This window comes from Arthrobacter sp. NPDC093125 (assembly GCF_044754225.1).
Classification (GTDB): domain Bacteria; phylum Actinomycetota; class Actinomycetes; order Actinomycetales; family Micrococcaceae; genus Arthrobacter.
In genome coordinates this window covers 55,714-68,898 of the sequence record NZ_JBIVOQ010000005.1, presented here as the reverse complement: position 1 = coordinate 68,898, position 13,185 = coordinate 55,714, and the positions used below count along the sequence as shown (strand labels likewise).

9 protein-coding genes and 1 riboswitch are annotated in these 13,185 nt (G+C 65.8%); of the genes, 1 reads left to right on the top strand and 8 read right to left on the bottom strand.

Annotated features, from left to right (window positions below):
• Positions 1–10 precede the first annotated feature (10 nt).
• From rpmA to ACIP9X_RS11920, 4 genes are all read right to left on the bottom strand, one after another.
• Positions 11–274, bottom strand: a complete 264-nt coding sequence (gene rpmA, locus ACIP9X_RS11935) for a 50S ribosomal protein L27 (RefSeq protein WP_003803426.1) — start codon at positions 272–274, stop codon at positions 11–13.
• Positions 275–333: 59 nt separating this feature from the next.
• Positions 334–642 carry a 50S ribosomal protein L21 gene (gene rplU, locus ACIP9X_RS11930; RefSeq protein ID WP_079596325.1) on the bottom strand — a complete coding sequence of 103 codons (309 nt, stop codon included), beginning with the start codon at positions 640–642 and terminating at the stop codon, positions 334–336.
• A 334-nt stretch (positions 643–976) separates the two neighbouring features.
• On the bottom strand, positions 977–2,515 hold the full coding sequence (thiD, locus tag ACIP9X_RS11925) for a bifunctional hydroxymethylpyrimidine kinase/phosphomethylpyrimidine kinase (protein ID WP_400480151.1): 1,539 nt from the start codon (positions 2,513–2,515) through the stop codon (positions 977–979).
• A gap of 46 nt (positions 2,516–2,561) precedes the next feature.
• A riboswitch (TPP riboswitch) is annotated at positions 2,562–2,659 on the bottom strand.
• A gap of 175 nt (positions 2,660–2,834) precedes the next feature.
• Positions 2,835–6,218 (bottom strand): Rne/Rng family ribonuclease, encoded by a 3,384-nt coding sequence (locus tag ACIP9X_RS11920; protein ID WP_400479953.1) that lies wholly within the window; start codon positions 6,216–6,218, stop codon positions 2,835–2,837.
• A gap of 463 nt (positions 6,219–6,681) precedes the next feature.
• On the opposite strand from ACIP9X_RS11920, the gene ACIP9X_RS11915 reads away from it, so the two are divergent.
• Positions 6,682–7,365, top strand: a complete 684-nt coding sequence (locus ACIP9X_RS11915) for a vitamin K epoxide reductase family protein (RefSeq protein ID WP_400479952.1) — start codon at positions 6,682–6,684, stop codon at positions 7,363–7,365.
• Positions 7,366–7,501: 136 nt separating this feature from the next.
• On the opposite strand, the gene ndk is transcribed toward ACIP9X_RS11915, so the two are convergent.
• Genes ndk through ileS form a run of 4 tightly spaced genes read right to left on the bottom strand, consistent with a single transcriptional unit; the run spans position 7,502 to position 13,110 of the window.
• Positions 7,502–7,915, bottom strand: a complete 414-nt coding sequence (gene ndk / locus ACIP9X_RS11910; RefSeq protein WP_400479951.1) for a nucleoside-diphosphate kinase — start codon at positions 7,913–7,915, stop codon at positions 7,502–7,504.
• Between the two features lie 39 nt (positions 7,916–7,954).
• The gene (locus ACIP9X_RS11905) at positions 7,955–8,416 is read right to left on the bottom strand and encodes a DUF4233 domain-containing protein (RefSeq protein WP_400479950.1); all 462 of its coding nucleotides are present in this window, start codon (positions 8,414–8,416) and stop codon (positions 7,955–7,957) included.
• Positions 8,416–9,777 (bottom strand): bifunctional folylpolyglutamate synthase/dihydrofolate synthase, encoded by a 1,362-nt coding sequence (locus tag ACIP9X_RS11900; protein ID WP_400479949.1) that lies wholly within the window; start codon positions 9,775–9,777, stop codon positions 8,416–8,418. The genes ACIP9X_RS11905 and ACIP9X_RS11900 overlap by 1 nt, the downstream gene beginning before the upstream one ends.
• A 3-nt stretch (positions 9,778–9,780) precedes the next feature.
• Positions 9,781–13,110, bottom strand: a complete 3,330-nt coding sequence (gene ileS, locus ACIP9X_RS11895) for an isoleucine--tRNA ligase (RefSeq protein ID WP_400479948.1) — start codon at positions 13,108–13,110, stop codon at positions 9,781–9,783.
• Between the last annotated feature and the right edge of the window lie 75 nt (positions 13,111–13,185).

Here is a 13,185-nt window from a genome sequence, read left to right as displayed (position 1 = left end):
AGTTCAGTTGTTACTCTGCAGCTGCAGCAGCAACGATGTTCACGACTCGACGGCCGCGGCGGGTGCCGAATTCGACAGCGCCGGCCTGCAGTGCGAACAGGGTGTCGTCGCCACCGCGGCCAACGCCTGCACCGGGGTGGAAGTGGGTGCCGCGCTGGCGAACGATGATTTCGCCTGCGGAAACTACCTGGCCGCCGAAGCGCTTGACGCCGAGGTACTGTGCGTTGGAGTCACGACCGTTGCGAGTGGAGCTCGCGCCCTTTTTATGTGCCATTTGGAATGCCTGCCTCTAAATTCTGGGGAATCTGCTGGAAACCTGATCAGTAACAGAAGTTACTGGATACCGGTGATCTTGACCTTGGTCAGTTCCTGACGGTGACCCTGGCGCTTCTTGTAACCGGTCTTGTTCTTGAACTTCTGGATGACGATCTTCGGACCACGCAGGTCCTGAAGGATCTCAGCCGTAACAGTTACCTTGGCCAGGTCCGCCGCAGCAGACGTGACCTTGTCACCGTCAACCAGGAGCAGTGCGGGCAGCTCAATGGTGCTGCCGGCTCCACCGGCGACGCGGTTCAGGGTAACGAAGTCTCCAACGGAAACCTTCTCTTGGCGGCCGCCTGCGCGGACAATCGCGTACACCACTTGGGAACTCACTTCTCTCGACGTTTATTACTAAATTTGCGTGCGGAACCCGGGTCCAATTGTGTAGGGCCTGGCTCTCGCTGTGCCTCAACGCCGTGGATTCCCCGGGGGAATCCGTGAGCTAACCCAAGAACAGTCCCGAATGGTCCGTTCCCGGGGTCATAACCCAAGTGTTGGCGTAAGCACCGAAGATCTAGATTACGCTAATTTTGCCCTCGGCCGCAAATGAGGCTGGTCCCGGCGGGTTGTCCGTGATAAGCACCACAGGGGCTTTCGCACCGAGCCTGCCGTGACCATGCGCGTTTATCTTACCGGCTTAACTGTCCGCTCCCGCTCAGCTGTAGCGGCGTGGCGCGTCGAAGAACTCAACCTCAAACCGGCACGAGTGCCGGAAGGCCGTGAGCATCTCTCCGCGTTCCGCCCCGGACGCTTTTCGCCCCGCTGCGTCCGTGATCGCGATGGCCTGCCGGGTCGCTGCCGCAAAGCCCTCGTCGGCGTAGGTCCGCAACCATTCCGCGTAGGGGTGTCGTTCCGGGGCGCCGGCAGCCAGGAATCCGGTATGCAGGGTCTGCCCGACTTCGGCGTAGAGCCAGAAGCACGGGAGCGCCGCCGCGACCAGCACGCCGTAGCTGCCGGATGCCGACGCCGCGACCAGGTGGTCCACGTAAGCCTTCGTCACCGGACCAAGGTCGCCAGGGACTGTACGGGTGCTGAGCCAATTTCGGTGCAGTTCGGACTCGACCTCGAGGCACTGCTGGGAGGAACGCGCCCAGAACAGCTGCTCCGCTTCGGTGGGGGCGAGGGCACTGGCCCTGGCGAGGACCCGCGAATAACCGTTGAGGTAGATGGCATCCTGCGCGAGGTAGTAGGCAAACTGGTTTTCCGGAAGGGTCCCCTCCGACAGCCCGCGGATGAAATCCAGACCGTAAATCGCCGTCAGGTCTGCGGCGGACTCTGCCTGGAGCAGCGCGGCGAAGCTGCCATCGGCCGTGCGGTCCGCCGGCGGCAGATGGTGGAAGTGGTGGATCGGGCCGTTGCCGTGGCCAACCTCGAGCTGTTCAGAGGCGCGCAGGGCGCCTTCCAGCCAGGGCTTGACGGTTCGGAGGGCCTGTTCCCAGTCCCCCAGCCGGGCCTGCACGGTCGCCATCGCTGCGGACAGCGAGCACCCAGTGCCGTGGCTGTTGCGGGTGCCTACGCGCTGCCCCTCAACCACCACAACATCCGCCGACAATGCCCCGCCTGGGTTCACCAGGGCATCCGGGCACTCAGCGTCCTCGAGGTGGCCGCCTTTAACGAGGACAGTCGCCCCGGTTTCGGCCGAAAGCCGTTTTCCCTGTTCCAGGGCCTCGGACCAGGTGGCCGCTTCCTGTTCACCCAGCAGCATGCTCAGTTCGGCAAGGTTAGGGGTGATGAGGTCCGCGAGGGGCAGCAGCGCCCGCAGTGCCCCCTCGGCGGATTCCTGCAGGAGGCGGTCTCCGCTCGTGGCAACCATGACGGGATCCAGAACAACGACGCCGGGACGCACCTTCTCGAGCCAGCTCCGGACCGCGGTGATCACCTCCGCGTCACCCAGCATGCCGATCTTCACCGCGTCCACGGCGATGTCGTCGCTGACCGCCGCGAGCTGCGCGGCGATGAAGTCAGCCGGCGGCACGTGGACGCCGCTGACTCCCCGGGTGTTTTGTGCTGTCAGCGCGGTGATGGCGGCCATCCCGTAGCCTCCGTGGGCTGCAATACTTTTCAGGTCGGCCTGGATGCCGGCGCCGCCGGAAGGATCTGATCCGGCGATGGCCAGGACCCGGGGAACTCGCCGGGTGGCGGACGGAACGTGGACGGGAGCCGCTTCTCCGCTGATGTCTGCACCAAAAGACATCGTGGCGATCGAAAGCGGGGCAGCTGTCAGGGGCAGGGCAGATGTTGCAGACAAAGAAAGACATCCCTTCGCCGGTACTAACCGGTCAGGTTCAACGGGTTTGGATCTCAGCCGGCTCCGTGCTCGGCACCCCGTGTCAGTCCCCCAGCCTAGCCGGTCCCTCCGTCCGCGGCGCTGCGTGTCGGTTTGCGACCGTCAGTCCTTAGCAGCGGGCGGTTAAACCAGCGGGCCGGCGCTGCTGTTGCAGCACCGGCCCGCTCTTTCTGGAAAGCCGCCGGAGGAGCGGCAGCCGGGAACTGAGTCCCGTCTGAATGCCCCTCTACAGCTCGGAAGCGGGTACGCCTACGCCCAGAATGATGGGTTCATCCGCAACCTGGGGAGCCGCGGGCTTGTCCGGCGCCGGGGCTTTGGCCTCGTGCGAGTGGCCGGCAGCGGCCACGGGCACAGCCTCGTGGTGCTCTACGGACGTCTCGTTAGCGGCACCTTGCGCCCGGCTGGCACTGCGGTTGCGGCGCGGACGGCGGGTCCGGACGGCCACGTCTGAATGGTCAGCGAACCGGTCCCTGTCGCTGTCAATGGATGCCTGCGTTGCAGCAGATGCCGGGGCTGGCAGGTCGGCGGCCTTCCCAGGCTCAGCTGTCTTTGAAGGCTCGGCCGCCTTGGGCGACTCGTCCGTCGTCGGACGCTCGGCCGCCTTTGAGCCTTCCGGTGCCGGCTCGCCGAGGTGCGCAAAGGCTTCCTCGAGCCGGTCAAGGGTCAGCGCAGGCTTCACGGCCGGAGGCTCGGTGTGCTCCACGAAGGGAAGCACTACCTTCTCCCCGCCGAAGGTGAGCACGGCGCCGGGCCGGCCCGAAACACTTTCCGTCTCGGGGCTGCGGTGTACCGCCGGGCTCTCCGGAGCGGGCGCCGACGCGGCAGGAACCGGGCGCTGCTCACCGGAAGCTGCCTGGTGGGCCGCGTCCTCATGGAGGTGCGCGGCGTGCGCAGCCGCCGCGATGTTGGCAAGTGCCGCCCGCGTTGCCTCGGCCTTGGCGTGCCGCTCCGCTTCGCTGGGCTCGTGGTGCACGGCGGCCGGTGCGGCGGGACCCGTCTCAGCCGGTCCCTGTCCGCCCTTGCCGCGGCGCCGGCTCTTGCGCTCGGTGCGCACAGCAGGCTGGTGCTCGCTGCGCGGAACGTGGTGTTCAGCTGCCACGACATTGGCGCGGCGGTGCTCGACGGGCTCGTCATGGGTGACAACACCGCGGCCTGCACAGACCTCGCACTGCTCGCCAAAGACTTCCAGCAGGCCGGTGCCCATGCGCTTGCGGGTCATCTGCACGAGGCCCAGCGAGGTCACCTCGGCCACCTGGTGCTTGGTCCGGTCGCGGCCCAGGCACTCCACCATGCGGCGCAGCACGAGGTCACGGTTCGACTCCAGGACCATGTCGATGAAGTCGATCACGATGATGCCGCCGATGTCCCGCAGTCGCAGCTGCCGGACGACTTCCTCAGCCGCTTCCAGGTTGTTCTTGGTGACGGTTTCCTCGAGGTTGCCGCCGCTGCCGGTGAACTTTCCGGTGTTGACGTCCACCACGGTCATGGCTTCGGTGCGGTCGATCACCAGGGATCCGCCTGAGGGCAGGAACACCTTGCGCTCCAGCGCCTTGTGGATCTGCTCGTCGATCCGCCAGGCAGCGAAGATGTCCTGGTCCTTGGTCCACTTTTCAAGCCGGCCGACGAGGTCCGGGGCAACGTAGGTGACGTAGGCCTCGATGGTGTCCCACGCTTCATCGCCGGAGACGATCAGCTTGGAGAAGTCCTCGTTGAAGACGTCACGGACCACCTTGATGGTCAGGTCGGGTTCGCCATAGAGCAGCTCGGGGGCGAGGACCTTGGTGGACGTCGACTGGCTTTCGATGCCTTCCCACTGCGCCCGGAGGCGGTTGATGTCGTGGGTGAGCTCTTCCTCGGATGCGCCTTCGGCAGCGGTGCGGACGATGACGCCCGCGTCCTCCGGAAGGCGGTCCTTGAGGATCCGCTTCAGCCGGTTGCGTTCGACGTCGGGAAGCTTGCGCGAGATGCCCGTCATGGAACCGCCGGGCACGTACACAAGGTAACGCCCGGGCAGGGAGATCTGGCTGGTCAGGCGCGCGCCCTTGTGGCCGACGGGATCCTTGGTGACCTGCACCAGGACGGAATCGCCGGACTTCAGGGCGTTCTCGATCCGGCGCTGCTTGCCTTCGAGGTTGACTGCTTCCCAGTTCACTTCGCCGGCGTACAGCACAGCATTGCGTCCGCGTCCGATGTCGACGAAGGCGGCCTCCATCGAGGGCAGCACATTCTGGACCTTGCCGAGGTAGACGTTGCCGATCAGGGAATCCTGCTGCGTCTTGGACACGAAGTGCTCGGCCAGCACGCCGTCTTCCAGGACGCCGATCTGAATTCTGTCGTCGCGCTGGCGCACAATCATCTGGCGGTCCACAGATTCGCGCCGGGCCAGGAACTCGGCCTCGGTGATGACGGTGCGGCGGCGGCCTGTGTCGCGGGATTCGCGGCGGCGCTGCTTCTTCGCTTCGAGCCTGGTGGAACCCTTGACGCTGGTAACCCGGTTGCTGACAGCCGGTTCACTGGGGGTGCGCGGAGCGCGCACCCGCGTGACGGTGTTGGGGGGATCGTCGTCTCCCCCGCCGGTGAGCTCAAGGTCCTGGTCCCCGCGGCGGCGCCGGCGGCGGCGGCGCGAAGTGACGCCTTCCTCGACCTGGCCTGCTGTCTCCTCGTCGCCGTCCTCGGCAGCGTCAATGCCTTCAGTGTCCTCGTCTGAGTCCTCGGTGACCTCACGGTCGTTCCGGGTCCGTCCGCGGCGTCCGCGGCTGCGGCGCCGGCGGCGTCCGCCGTCGTCGTCCTGTTCGTCCTCGCCATCGCCGGCTTCAGCTTCCTGCGCGCTGGCGGCAGGAGCGGCCGGACGGATCACGGTGTTGAGGTCGGGAGCCTGGAAGATGATGGAGGTCACGGATGCCGGCTCAAGGAACAGTCCTGCCGTAGTGGCCGGCGCGGGCGCTTCCTCAGTCTGTTCAGCCTTGGCGGCCTCCGCCTCTGCCTCCGCGCTTTCGACGGCGGCAGCTGCTTCAGCCCGGATGTCTGCCACCGGCGTTTCTTCCACCCGGGTTTCCACCGCCGGCGCAGCCGCAGGTGCTTCAGGAGCCAGGGCGGGCTCTGCTGGTGTGGTCTCCGCGACTGTTGTCTGCGCGTCTGTTGTCTCCGCATCCGCGGATTGCGCTTCTGCGGTCTCGCCGGTCTTCGCCTTGGCGACGCGGCGGCGGCGCACAGGTTTGGCTTCAGGTTCAGCAATCTCCGCAGCGGCCGGAGCCGGCTCAGCCTCGGCCGTGTCAGCAAAGGCGGGCAGCGGCTCCTCGGCGACCTTCTTGCGGGCACGAGTGCGCCGTACCGGGGCTTTCGCCTCGGCCACGGCAGCTTCCACCTCTGTTACCTCAGAGTGGGCAGCCCCGACCGGGCCTGACACATCGGGCTCGGCCGACAGTGAAGGCGCGGCGAGGACGGGTTCCTGCACTTCGGGCTCGGGCAGCGAAACCTGGGCCTCCGGCTCTTCTGCCTTGGGCGCTGCCTTGCGCCTGGTCCGGGTGGCTTTCTTGGGTGCTTCTGCGGCTACCGGCTCTTCCTTCTCGGCCGGATCCTCATTAACGGCTACTACCTGGTCATTATCCATATGTGGCAACACTCCTGCCCCTGATATGCCGCCACATCCGGCACCCATTGGGGCACATATTGTCAAAACCCGCAGGCGTTGACAGAAGTCAATTGGATACCCTCAGGTTCGCACCGGCATTGGGGTGCGGCAGCCCTGAAAGGCCGGCGGGGATGTTACTGGAACCCGTTGTTTCTGCTGTCACAACCAGGTGCCGTCCAATGGAATGCGGGAGGCCGGATGACCGTCTTCCGGGCCTGCACTGCTTCTCATTGGCGGTCTTGGGAACAAGCCGCCGGACCGGAACCCGAATGTGGTTCGTGCTCCAGCCACGTTCATTCTCTCATACTGCTGTTGAAAAACGGCGTCATTGTGTGACAAACACGGTCAAACGGGCACGGGCAGCAAGGCGGTCCCAAGCTGACACCCAGCCTGCGGCGATACAATCTGGGCAGGAGCACCCCAGACAAAGGACGCCACCGCCATGCCCAGCATTTCCCCATCCACAGGCACGGATTCCGAGCACGCATTCGCCGACGACTCCGAGCGCACTCCCGCCGCTTCCGGCGCTTCCTTGCCGGCCATGACACGCGACCGTCCGTTCGGGTGGCTGCTGCTGATCACAGGCGTGGTGGGTTGGCTGGCGTCGGCCATCCTCGTGCTGGAAAAGCTTGAGGTCCTCAAGGACCCGAACCACACCACCGTCTGCGACGTGAACCCGTGGATTTCCTGCGGCCAGGTGATGCAGACCCCGCAGAGCTCGGTGTTCGGCTTCCCCAATATGTTCATCGGCATCGTGGCCTTCGCCGTCATCATCACCACAGGAATGGCGCTGCTTTCCGGAGCCAAGTTCGCCCGCTGGTACTGGCTCGGACTGCAGACCGGCGTGACGCTGGGGTTCGCCTTCGTCGTGTGGCTCTGGTTCCAGGCGCTGTATGAAATCCGCGTTCTGTGCCCGTTCTGCATGGTGGTGTGGGCCGCCATGATTCCGCTGTTCGTCTGGGTCACGGTCCGCAACGTCGTCCGCGGGGCTATCCCGGCACCCGCCGGAGTGGCCAGACTCCTTGGCGACTCCGGGTGGATCATCACCGCGCTGCTTTACGTGGCAGTCATCGCCAGCATCTTCTTCGCCTTCATCCAGGTCTTCATCGGCACCTCCGGCTTCTAGCCCCAACACCCATTCGGACAGCGCACAGCAGACAGCGCGAACGTACACTTGTGGCCCCTGACTCCGCGGAGTCAGGGGCCACAAGTGTACGTTCGCGCTTAACCGGCGGGAGCTTAAGCAGGCCGCGGTTGGGCGGTTAGAACCAGATCTTGATTTCGCGCTCAGCCGAGTCCACGGAGTCGGAGCCGTGGACGAGGTTCTGCTGGACCTTCACGCCCCAGTCGCGGCCGAAGTCACCGCGGATGGTGCCGGGGGCCGCCGTCGTCGGGTCGGTGGTGCCGGCCAAGGAGCGGAAGCCCTCGATGACCCGGTGGCCTTCGAAGATCGCCGCGACCACCGGGCCGCTCAGCATGAATTCCACGAGCGGCTCGTAGAACGCCTTGCCCAGGTGCTCTTCATAGTGCTGCTCGAGCAGCTCGCGGGTGGCGCTGACCTTCTTGAGGTCGGCCAGGGTGTACCCCTTGGACTCGACGCGGCTGATGATTTCGCCGGTCAGGTTCCGTGCGACGCCGTCGGGCTTGATCAGGACGAGGGTGCGCTCAATGCTCACAGCTGCTCCAATGCGGTTGTTTTTGGGTTCAGGGTAAGTCTACGGGGTCTGGCCGGCTTCGTTGCCCGGCCCGTCCGGGTGCGCGGCGTCCCATTCGGCCTGCTCCCGGGCCCTCTGCGCTGCTTCCCGGTCGATCCGGATGCCGGTCCTGATCCCGTACCACCAGGCCAGCGCAAACAGGGCGCCGACCAGGAACATCATGGGTTCAACGAAGCCGCACAGAATGAGCACCAGCTGCAGAATCCACCCGAGCCCCACGCCCCAAGGCTTTGACAGGACAGCGCAGGCCAGCACCAGGACGATGCTCAGCGCGATGCCCACGGACAGAATCAGGACCGGGGACACATCGTTGCGGCGCAGTCCGAACACGGCGAGCGTGGCGAAGAAGACCACAAACGCTTCCAGCAGCAGTACCGTGGAGGCAAACATGATCTTCGTGGAGCGCCGCTTTTTCGGCATGCCCGGCCGCCATTCGCGCTGCGCCTTGGTCAGCCGTGCCATCAGGCAGCCGCCTTTCCGAGCAGAATGCGGGCATCAGCCACCAGGGTGATCGAGCCGGTCACGAGCACGCCGCCCGCGAGGTCCTCGTTGGCTTCGGCGCGTTCCACGGCCCACTCCAGGGCATCGTCCAGCTTTTCAGCAATGTGGATGTTCTCCTCGCCAAAGCCGAGGTCGACGGCGATCTCCGCCAGTTCCGCGGCAGGCACCGCCCGCGGGGAGTTGGACTGGGTGAAGCAGAATTCCTCCGCGAGATCGCCCAGCGACTCCTTGAGCTGGCGCAGGATTTCCTCGGCGTCCTTTTCCTTGAGGACGCCGACGACCACCACCAGTTTGCTGAAGCTGAAGGCCTCGTGGATCGCTTCGGAGGAGGCACGGATGCCGTCCGGATTGTGGGCCGCGTCCACGATGATGGTGGGGGCCGTCCGCACCACTTCCAGCCGTCCCGGGGAGGAGACGGTGGCGAAGGCGTCCTGCAGGACCTCTGCGGACAGCTCCTTCTCCCCGCCGCCCAGGAACGCTTCCAGCGCGGCCACCGCGACGGCTGCGTTCTCGGCCTGGTGGGCTCCGTGCAGCGGAACCATGAGGTCCGGGTAGCGCCCGGCGATGCCCTGCACGGTCACGATCTGTCCGCCCACGGCGACCCGCCGGGACTCGACGCCGAATTCCACCCCTTCGAAGCGGAACGGCACCTGCACCTCTTTCGCCTTGTCCAGCAGCACCTGTGCAGCGTCCACGGGCTGGGCGGCGCTGATGAGGAAGCCGCCGGGCTTGATGATGCCAGCCTTCTCGTACGCGATGTCCTCGGTGGTGTCCCCGAGCAGGTCGGTGTGGTCCAGGGAAATGGGTGTCACGACGGACACCTGGCCGTCGCCGACATTGGTGGCGTCGGTGATGCCGCCAAGGCCCACTTCCATGATGGCCACATTGACCGGCTGGTCAGCGAAGACGGCGAAGGCAAGGATGGTCAGGCACTCGAAGTACGTGAGCCTGGGCTGGCCCTCGGCCGTGAGTTCGTCGTCCACGATCTGCAGGTAGGGCCGGATCTCGTCCCAGATGCGCACGAACGTCTCATCGGACACCGGCTCCCCGTCCACGCTGATGCGCTCTGTGACCTTGGATAGGTGCGGGCTCGTGTAGCGGCCGGTGCTGAGGCCGTGGGCGCGCAGGCCGGCCTCGATCATCCGGGCAGTGGACGTTTTTCCGTTGGTGCCGGTGATGTGGATGATCGGAAAGGCCTTGTTCGGCTCCCCCAGCACATCCATGGCGCGGAACAGCGGTGCCAGCCGCGGCTCCATCTTGTTTTCCGGCGCCCTGCCCAGCAGCTCGGCGTAGACGCTCTCCACAGAGAATTCGTCACTCATGTCCTAGGCCTCCACTTTTTCGACGGCGATCTGCAGTTCTGAGTCGTCCCCGCTGGAGGACAAGCCGAGTTCCACCGTAAGCGTTTCGGTCACCACGAGGTTTTCATGGGCCTTGAGGGCATCGACGAGGTTCATGGGCGCCGAGATCGTGGTGCGGATCCGGTCGCTGACATTCAGCCCGGCGTCCTTGCGCGCCTGCTGGATGGAGCGGACCATGTCCCTGGCCAGGCCCTCGGCCTCAAGTTCGGGCGTCACCTCGGTGTTCAACACGACGAAACCGCCGGTGGGCAACACTGCGGCAGCAGAAGACGCAGTTGCCGAGCCGCCGTCGGACGCTGCCACAACGGTCTCCAGTGTGTATTCCTGCGGCTCAAGCTCGAGGCCGCCGGCAGTCACAACGCCGGCTTCTGAGACGGACCAGTCGCCGGACTTCGACCCCTTGATGGCCTGCTGGACATTCTTCCCCAGGCGCGGTCCGGCGGCACGGGCGTTGACCACAAGCTTCTGTTCGATGCCGAACTCCTCCGGGGAGGCACTGGCGGCGTCGAGCATGCGCACCGAGCGGAGGTTCAGCTCATCGGCGACGACGGCGGCAAACCCTTCCAGCGCGTCCGCGCCGGGTGCCACCACAGTGAGTTCCTGCAGCGGCAGGCGCACCCGCAGGTTCGCGGCCTTGCGCAGGGAGGAGCCGGTGGAGCAGATCTGCTGGACCCGGTCCATGGCCTCGACGAGTTCGGCGTTGGCAGGGAACAGCGCGGCATCGGGCCAGTCTGCAAGGTGCACGGAGCGGCCCCCGGTCAGGCCGCGCCAGATTTCCTCGGTGACGAGCGGCAGCAGCGAAGCGGCCACCCGGCACACGGCCTCAAGGGCGGTGTAGAGCGCGTCGAAGGCATCGACGCTCTCGTCGAAGAAGCGCTGGCGGCTTCGGCGGACGTACCAGTTGGTAAGCATGTCCAGGTAGCTGCGGAGTTCGTCGCAGGCTCCGGAAATGTCGTAGGTGTCCAGCTGTGCCGTCATGTTGCGGACCAGGTCGCCGGTGTTGGCCAGCAGGTACTGGTCCAGCGTGTCCGTGTAGCCGTCGTACCGCAGCTGCGCGTCGTAGCCCTGACCCCCCTTGGCGGCGTTGGTGTACAGCGTGAAGAAGCTGTACACGTTCCACAGCGGCAGGATGACCTGGCGGACGCCGTCGCGGATGCCCTGCTCGGTGACCACGAGGTTGCCGCCGCGCAGGATGGGGCTCGACATCAGGAACCAGCGCATCGCGTCGGAACCGTCGCGGTCCAGCACCTCTGAGACGTCGGGGTAGTTCCGGAGGCTCTTGGACATCTTCTGCCCGTCGGAGCCGAGCACGATGCCGTGGCTGATGACGTTCCGGAAGGCCGGGCGGTCAAAGAGCGCCGTGGACAGGATGTGCAGCATGTAGAACCAGCCGCGCGTCTGGCCGATGTACTCCACGATGAAGTCGGCAGGGTTGTGGGTGTCGAACCAGGCTTCGTTTTCGAACGGGTAGTGCACCTGGCCGTACGGCATGGAACCGGAATCGAACCAGACGTCCAGCACGTCCTCGACGCGGCGCATGACGGACTGGCCCTCTTCCGGGGTGCGGGGGTCGTCCGGGTTGGGCCGGGTAAGCTCGTCGATGAACGGGCGGTGCAGGTCCACCTGGCCGTCCTTGTTCCGCGGCAGGCGGCCGAAGTCGGCTTCGATGTCGGCGAGGGAGCCGTAGACGTCGGTGCGCGGGTACTCGGGGTCGCTGGACTGCCAGACCGGGATGGGGCTGCCCCAGTAGCGGTTGCGGCTGATGGACCAGTCGCGGGCGTTTTCCAGCCACTTGCCGAACTGGCCGTCCTTGACGTTCCCGGGAATCCAGTTGATCTCCTGGTTCAGTTCGGACATGCGGTCGCGGAACTTGGTGACCTCGACGTACCAGGAGGAGACGGCGCGGTAGATCAGCGGGTTGCGGCAGCGCCAGCAGTGCGGGTAGCTGTGCTCGTAGCTGGCCTGGCGGACCAGGCGGCCCTGGGCGCGGAGCACCTGGGTGATGGGCTTGTTGGCCTCGAAGACCTGCAGGCCGGCAATGTCGTGGAGGTCCCCGTGCTTGAACAGCGGCAGGAACTTGGCACCCTCATCCACGGAGAGAACCACCGGGATGCCGGCTTCCTCGCAGATCGCTTGGTCGTCCTCACCGTAGGCAGGCGCCTGGTGGACGATGCCGGTGCCGTCGGTGGTGGTGACGTAGTCGGCGACGAGGATCTGCCAGGCGTTCTGAGTGCCGTACTTTTCCGTGTCGGCGAAGTCGTGCCAGAGGGGCTCGTACTTGAGGCCCGCAAGCTCTGCCCCGGTGTGCGTGGAGGTGACAGCGGCGGCGGCGGCAGCGGGGTCGTCGTACCCCAGGTCCTTCGCATAGGTGCCCAGCAGGTCTTCGGCGAGCAGGAATCTGCCGGCCACCGGCGCCTCCGCCGAGGCAGCCTTGATGCCGTTCGGCCCCGCGGGCAGCACGGCGTACGTGATGGAAGGCCCGACGGCGAGCGCGGCGTTGGTGGGCAGTGTCCAGGGCGTGGTGGTCCAGGCGAGCGCCTGGACGCCGGCCAGCTGCCGGGAGAGCTCCGACTCCCCTGCCTTGATGGGGAATGTCACCGTGACGGTCTGGTCCTGGCGGTTCTTGTAGACGTCGTCGTCCATGCGCAGCTCATGGTTGGACAGCGGCGTCTCGTCCTTCCAGCAGTACGGCAGCACGCGGTAGCCGTTGTAGGTCAGGCCCTTCTCGTGCAGCTGCTTGAAGGCCCAGAGCACCGACTCCATGTACTCGACGTTGAGGGTCTTGTAATCGTTGTCGAAGTCTACCCAGCGGGCCTGGCGGGTGACGTACGCCTTCCACTCGTTGGCGTACTTCATGACCGAGGCGCGGCAGGCGTCGTTGAACTTGTCGATGCCCATGGCCTCGATCTGGGTCTTGTCCGTCATGCCCAGCTGCTTCATGGCTTCCAGCTCGGCAGGCAGCCCGTGGGTGTCCCAGCCGAAGCGGCGTTCGACGCGCTTGCCGCGCTGGGTCTGGTAGCGGCCCACGAGGTCCTTGGCGTAGCCGGTCAGCAGGTGGCCGTAGTGGGGCAGGCCATTGGCGAAGGGCGGACCGTCGTAGAAGACGAACTCGTTGCTGCCGGGCGTGCCGCCGGGAAGGTCAGCGCTGCGCTGGTCGATGCTCGCCTGGAAGGTGCCGTCCTCGTCCCAGTACTTGAGGATGCGCTCCTCGATCTCCGGAAACTTCACGGAGGTGGATACGCCGGAGGTGTTGGCGCCTGACGGGGCGGCAGAGGCCTTGGGATAATAGGTCATCTCGACATCCTGGGTTGAGCTGGTGAACAAGGATCATTCAGGATGCGAGGACGGCCCGTGCTCTGTTGCCCGGCT

Excerpts from the sequence above, each read along its gene's own strand:
- rpmA (WP_003803426.1), bottom strand. The coding sequence starts at position 274 with ATGGCACATAAAAAGGGCGCGAGCTCCACTCGCAACGGTCGTGACTCC.
- thiD (WP_400480151.1), bottom strand. The coding sequence starts at position 2,515 with ATGTCTTTTGGTGCAGACATCAGCGGAGAAGCGGCTCCCGTCCACGTT.
- ACIP9X_RS11920 (WP_400479953.1), bottom strand. The coding sequence starts at position 6,218 with ATGGATAATGACCAGGTAGTAGCCGTTAATGAGGATCCGGCCGAGAAG.
- ACIP9X_RS11915 (WP_400479952.1), top strand. The coding sequence starts at position 6,682 with ATGCCCAGCATTTCCCCATCCACAGGCACGGATTCCGAGCACGCATTC.
- ACIP9X_RS11905 (WP_400479950.1), bottom strand. The coding sequence starts at position 8,416 with ATGGCACGGCTGACCAAGGCGCAGCGCGAATGGCGGCCGGGCATGCCG.
- ACIP9X_RS11900 (WP_400479949.1), bottom strand. The coding sequence starts at position 9,777 with ATGAGTGACGAATTCTCTGTGGAGAGCGTCTACGCCGAGCTGCTGGGC.
- ileS (WP_400479948.1), bottom strand. The coding sequence starts at position 13,110 with ATGACCTATTATCCCAAGGCCTCTGCCGCCCCGTCAGGCGCCAACACC.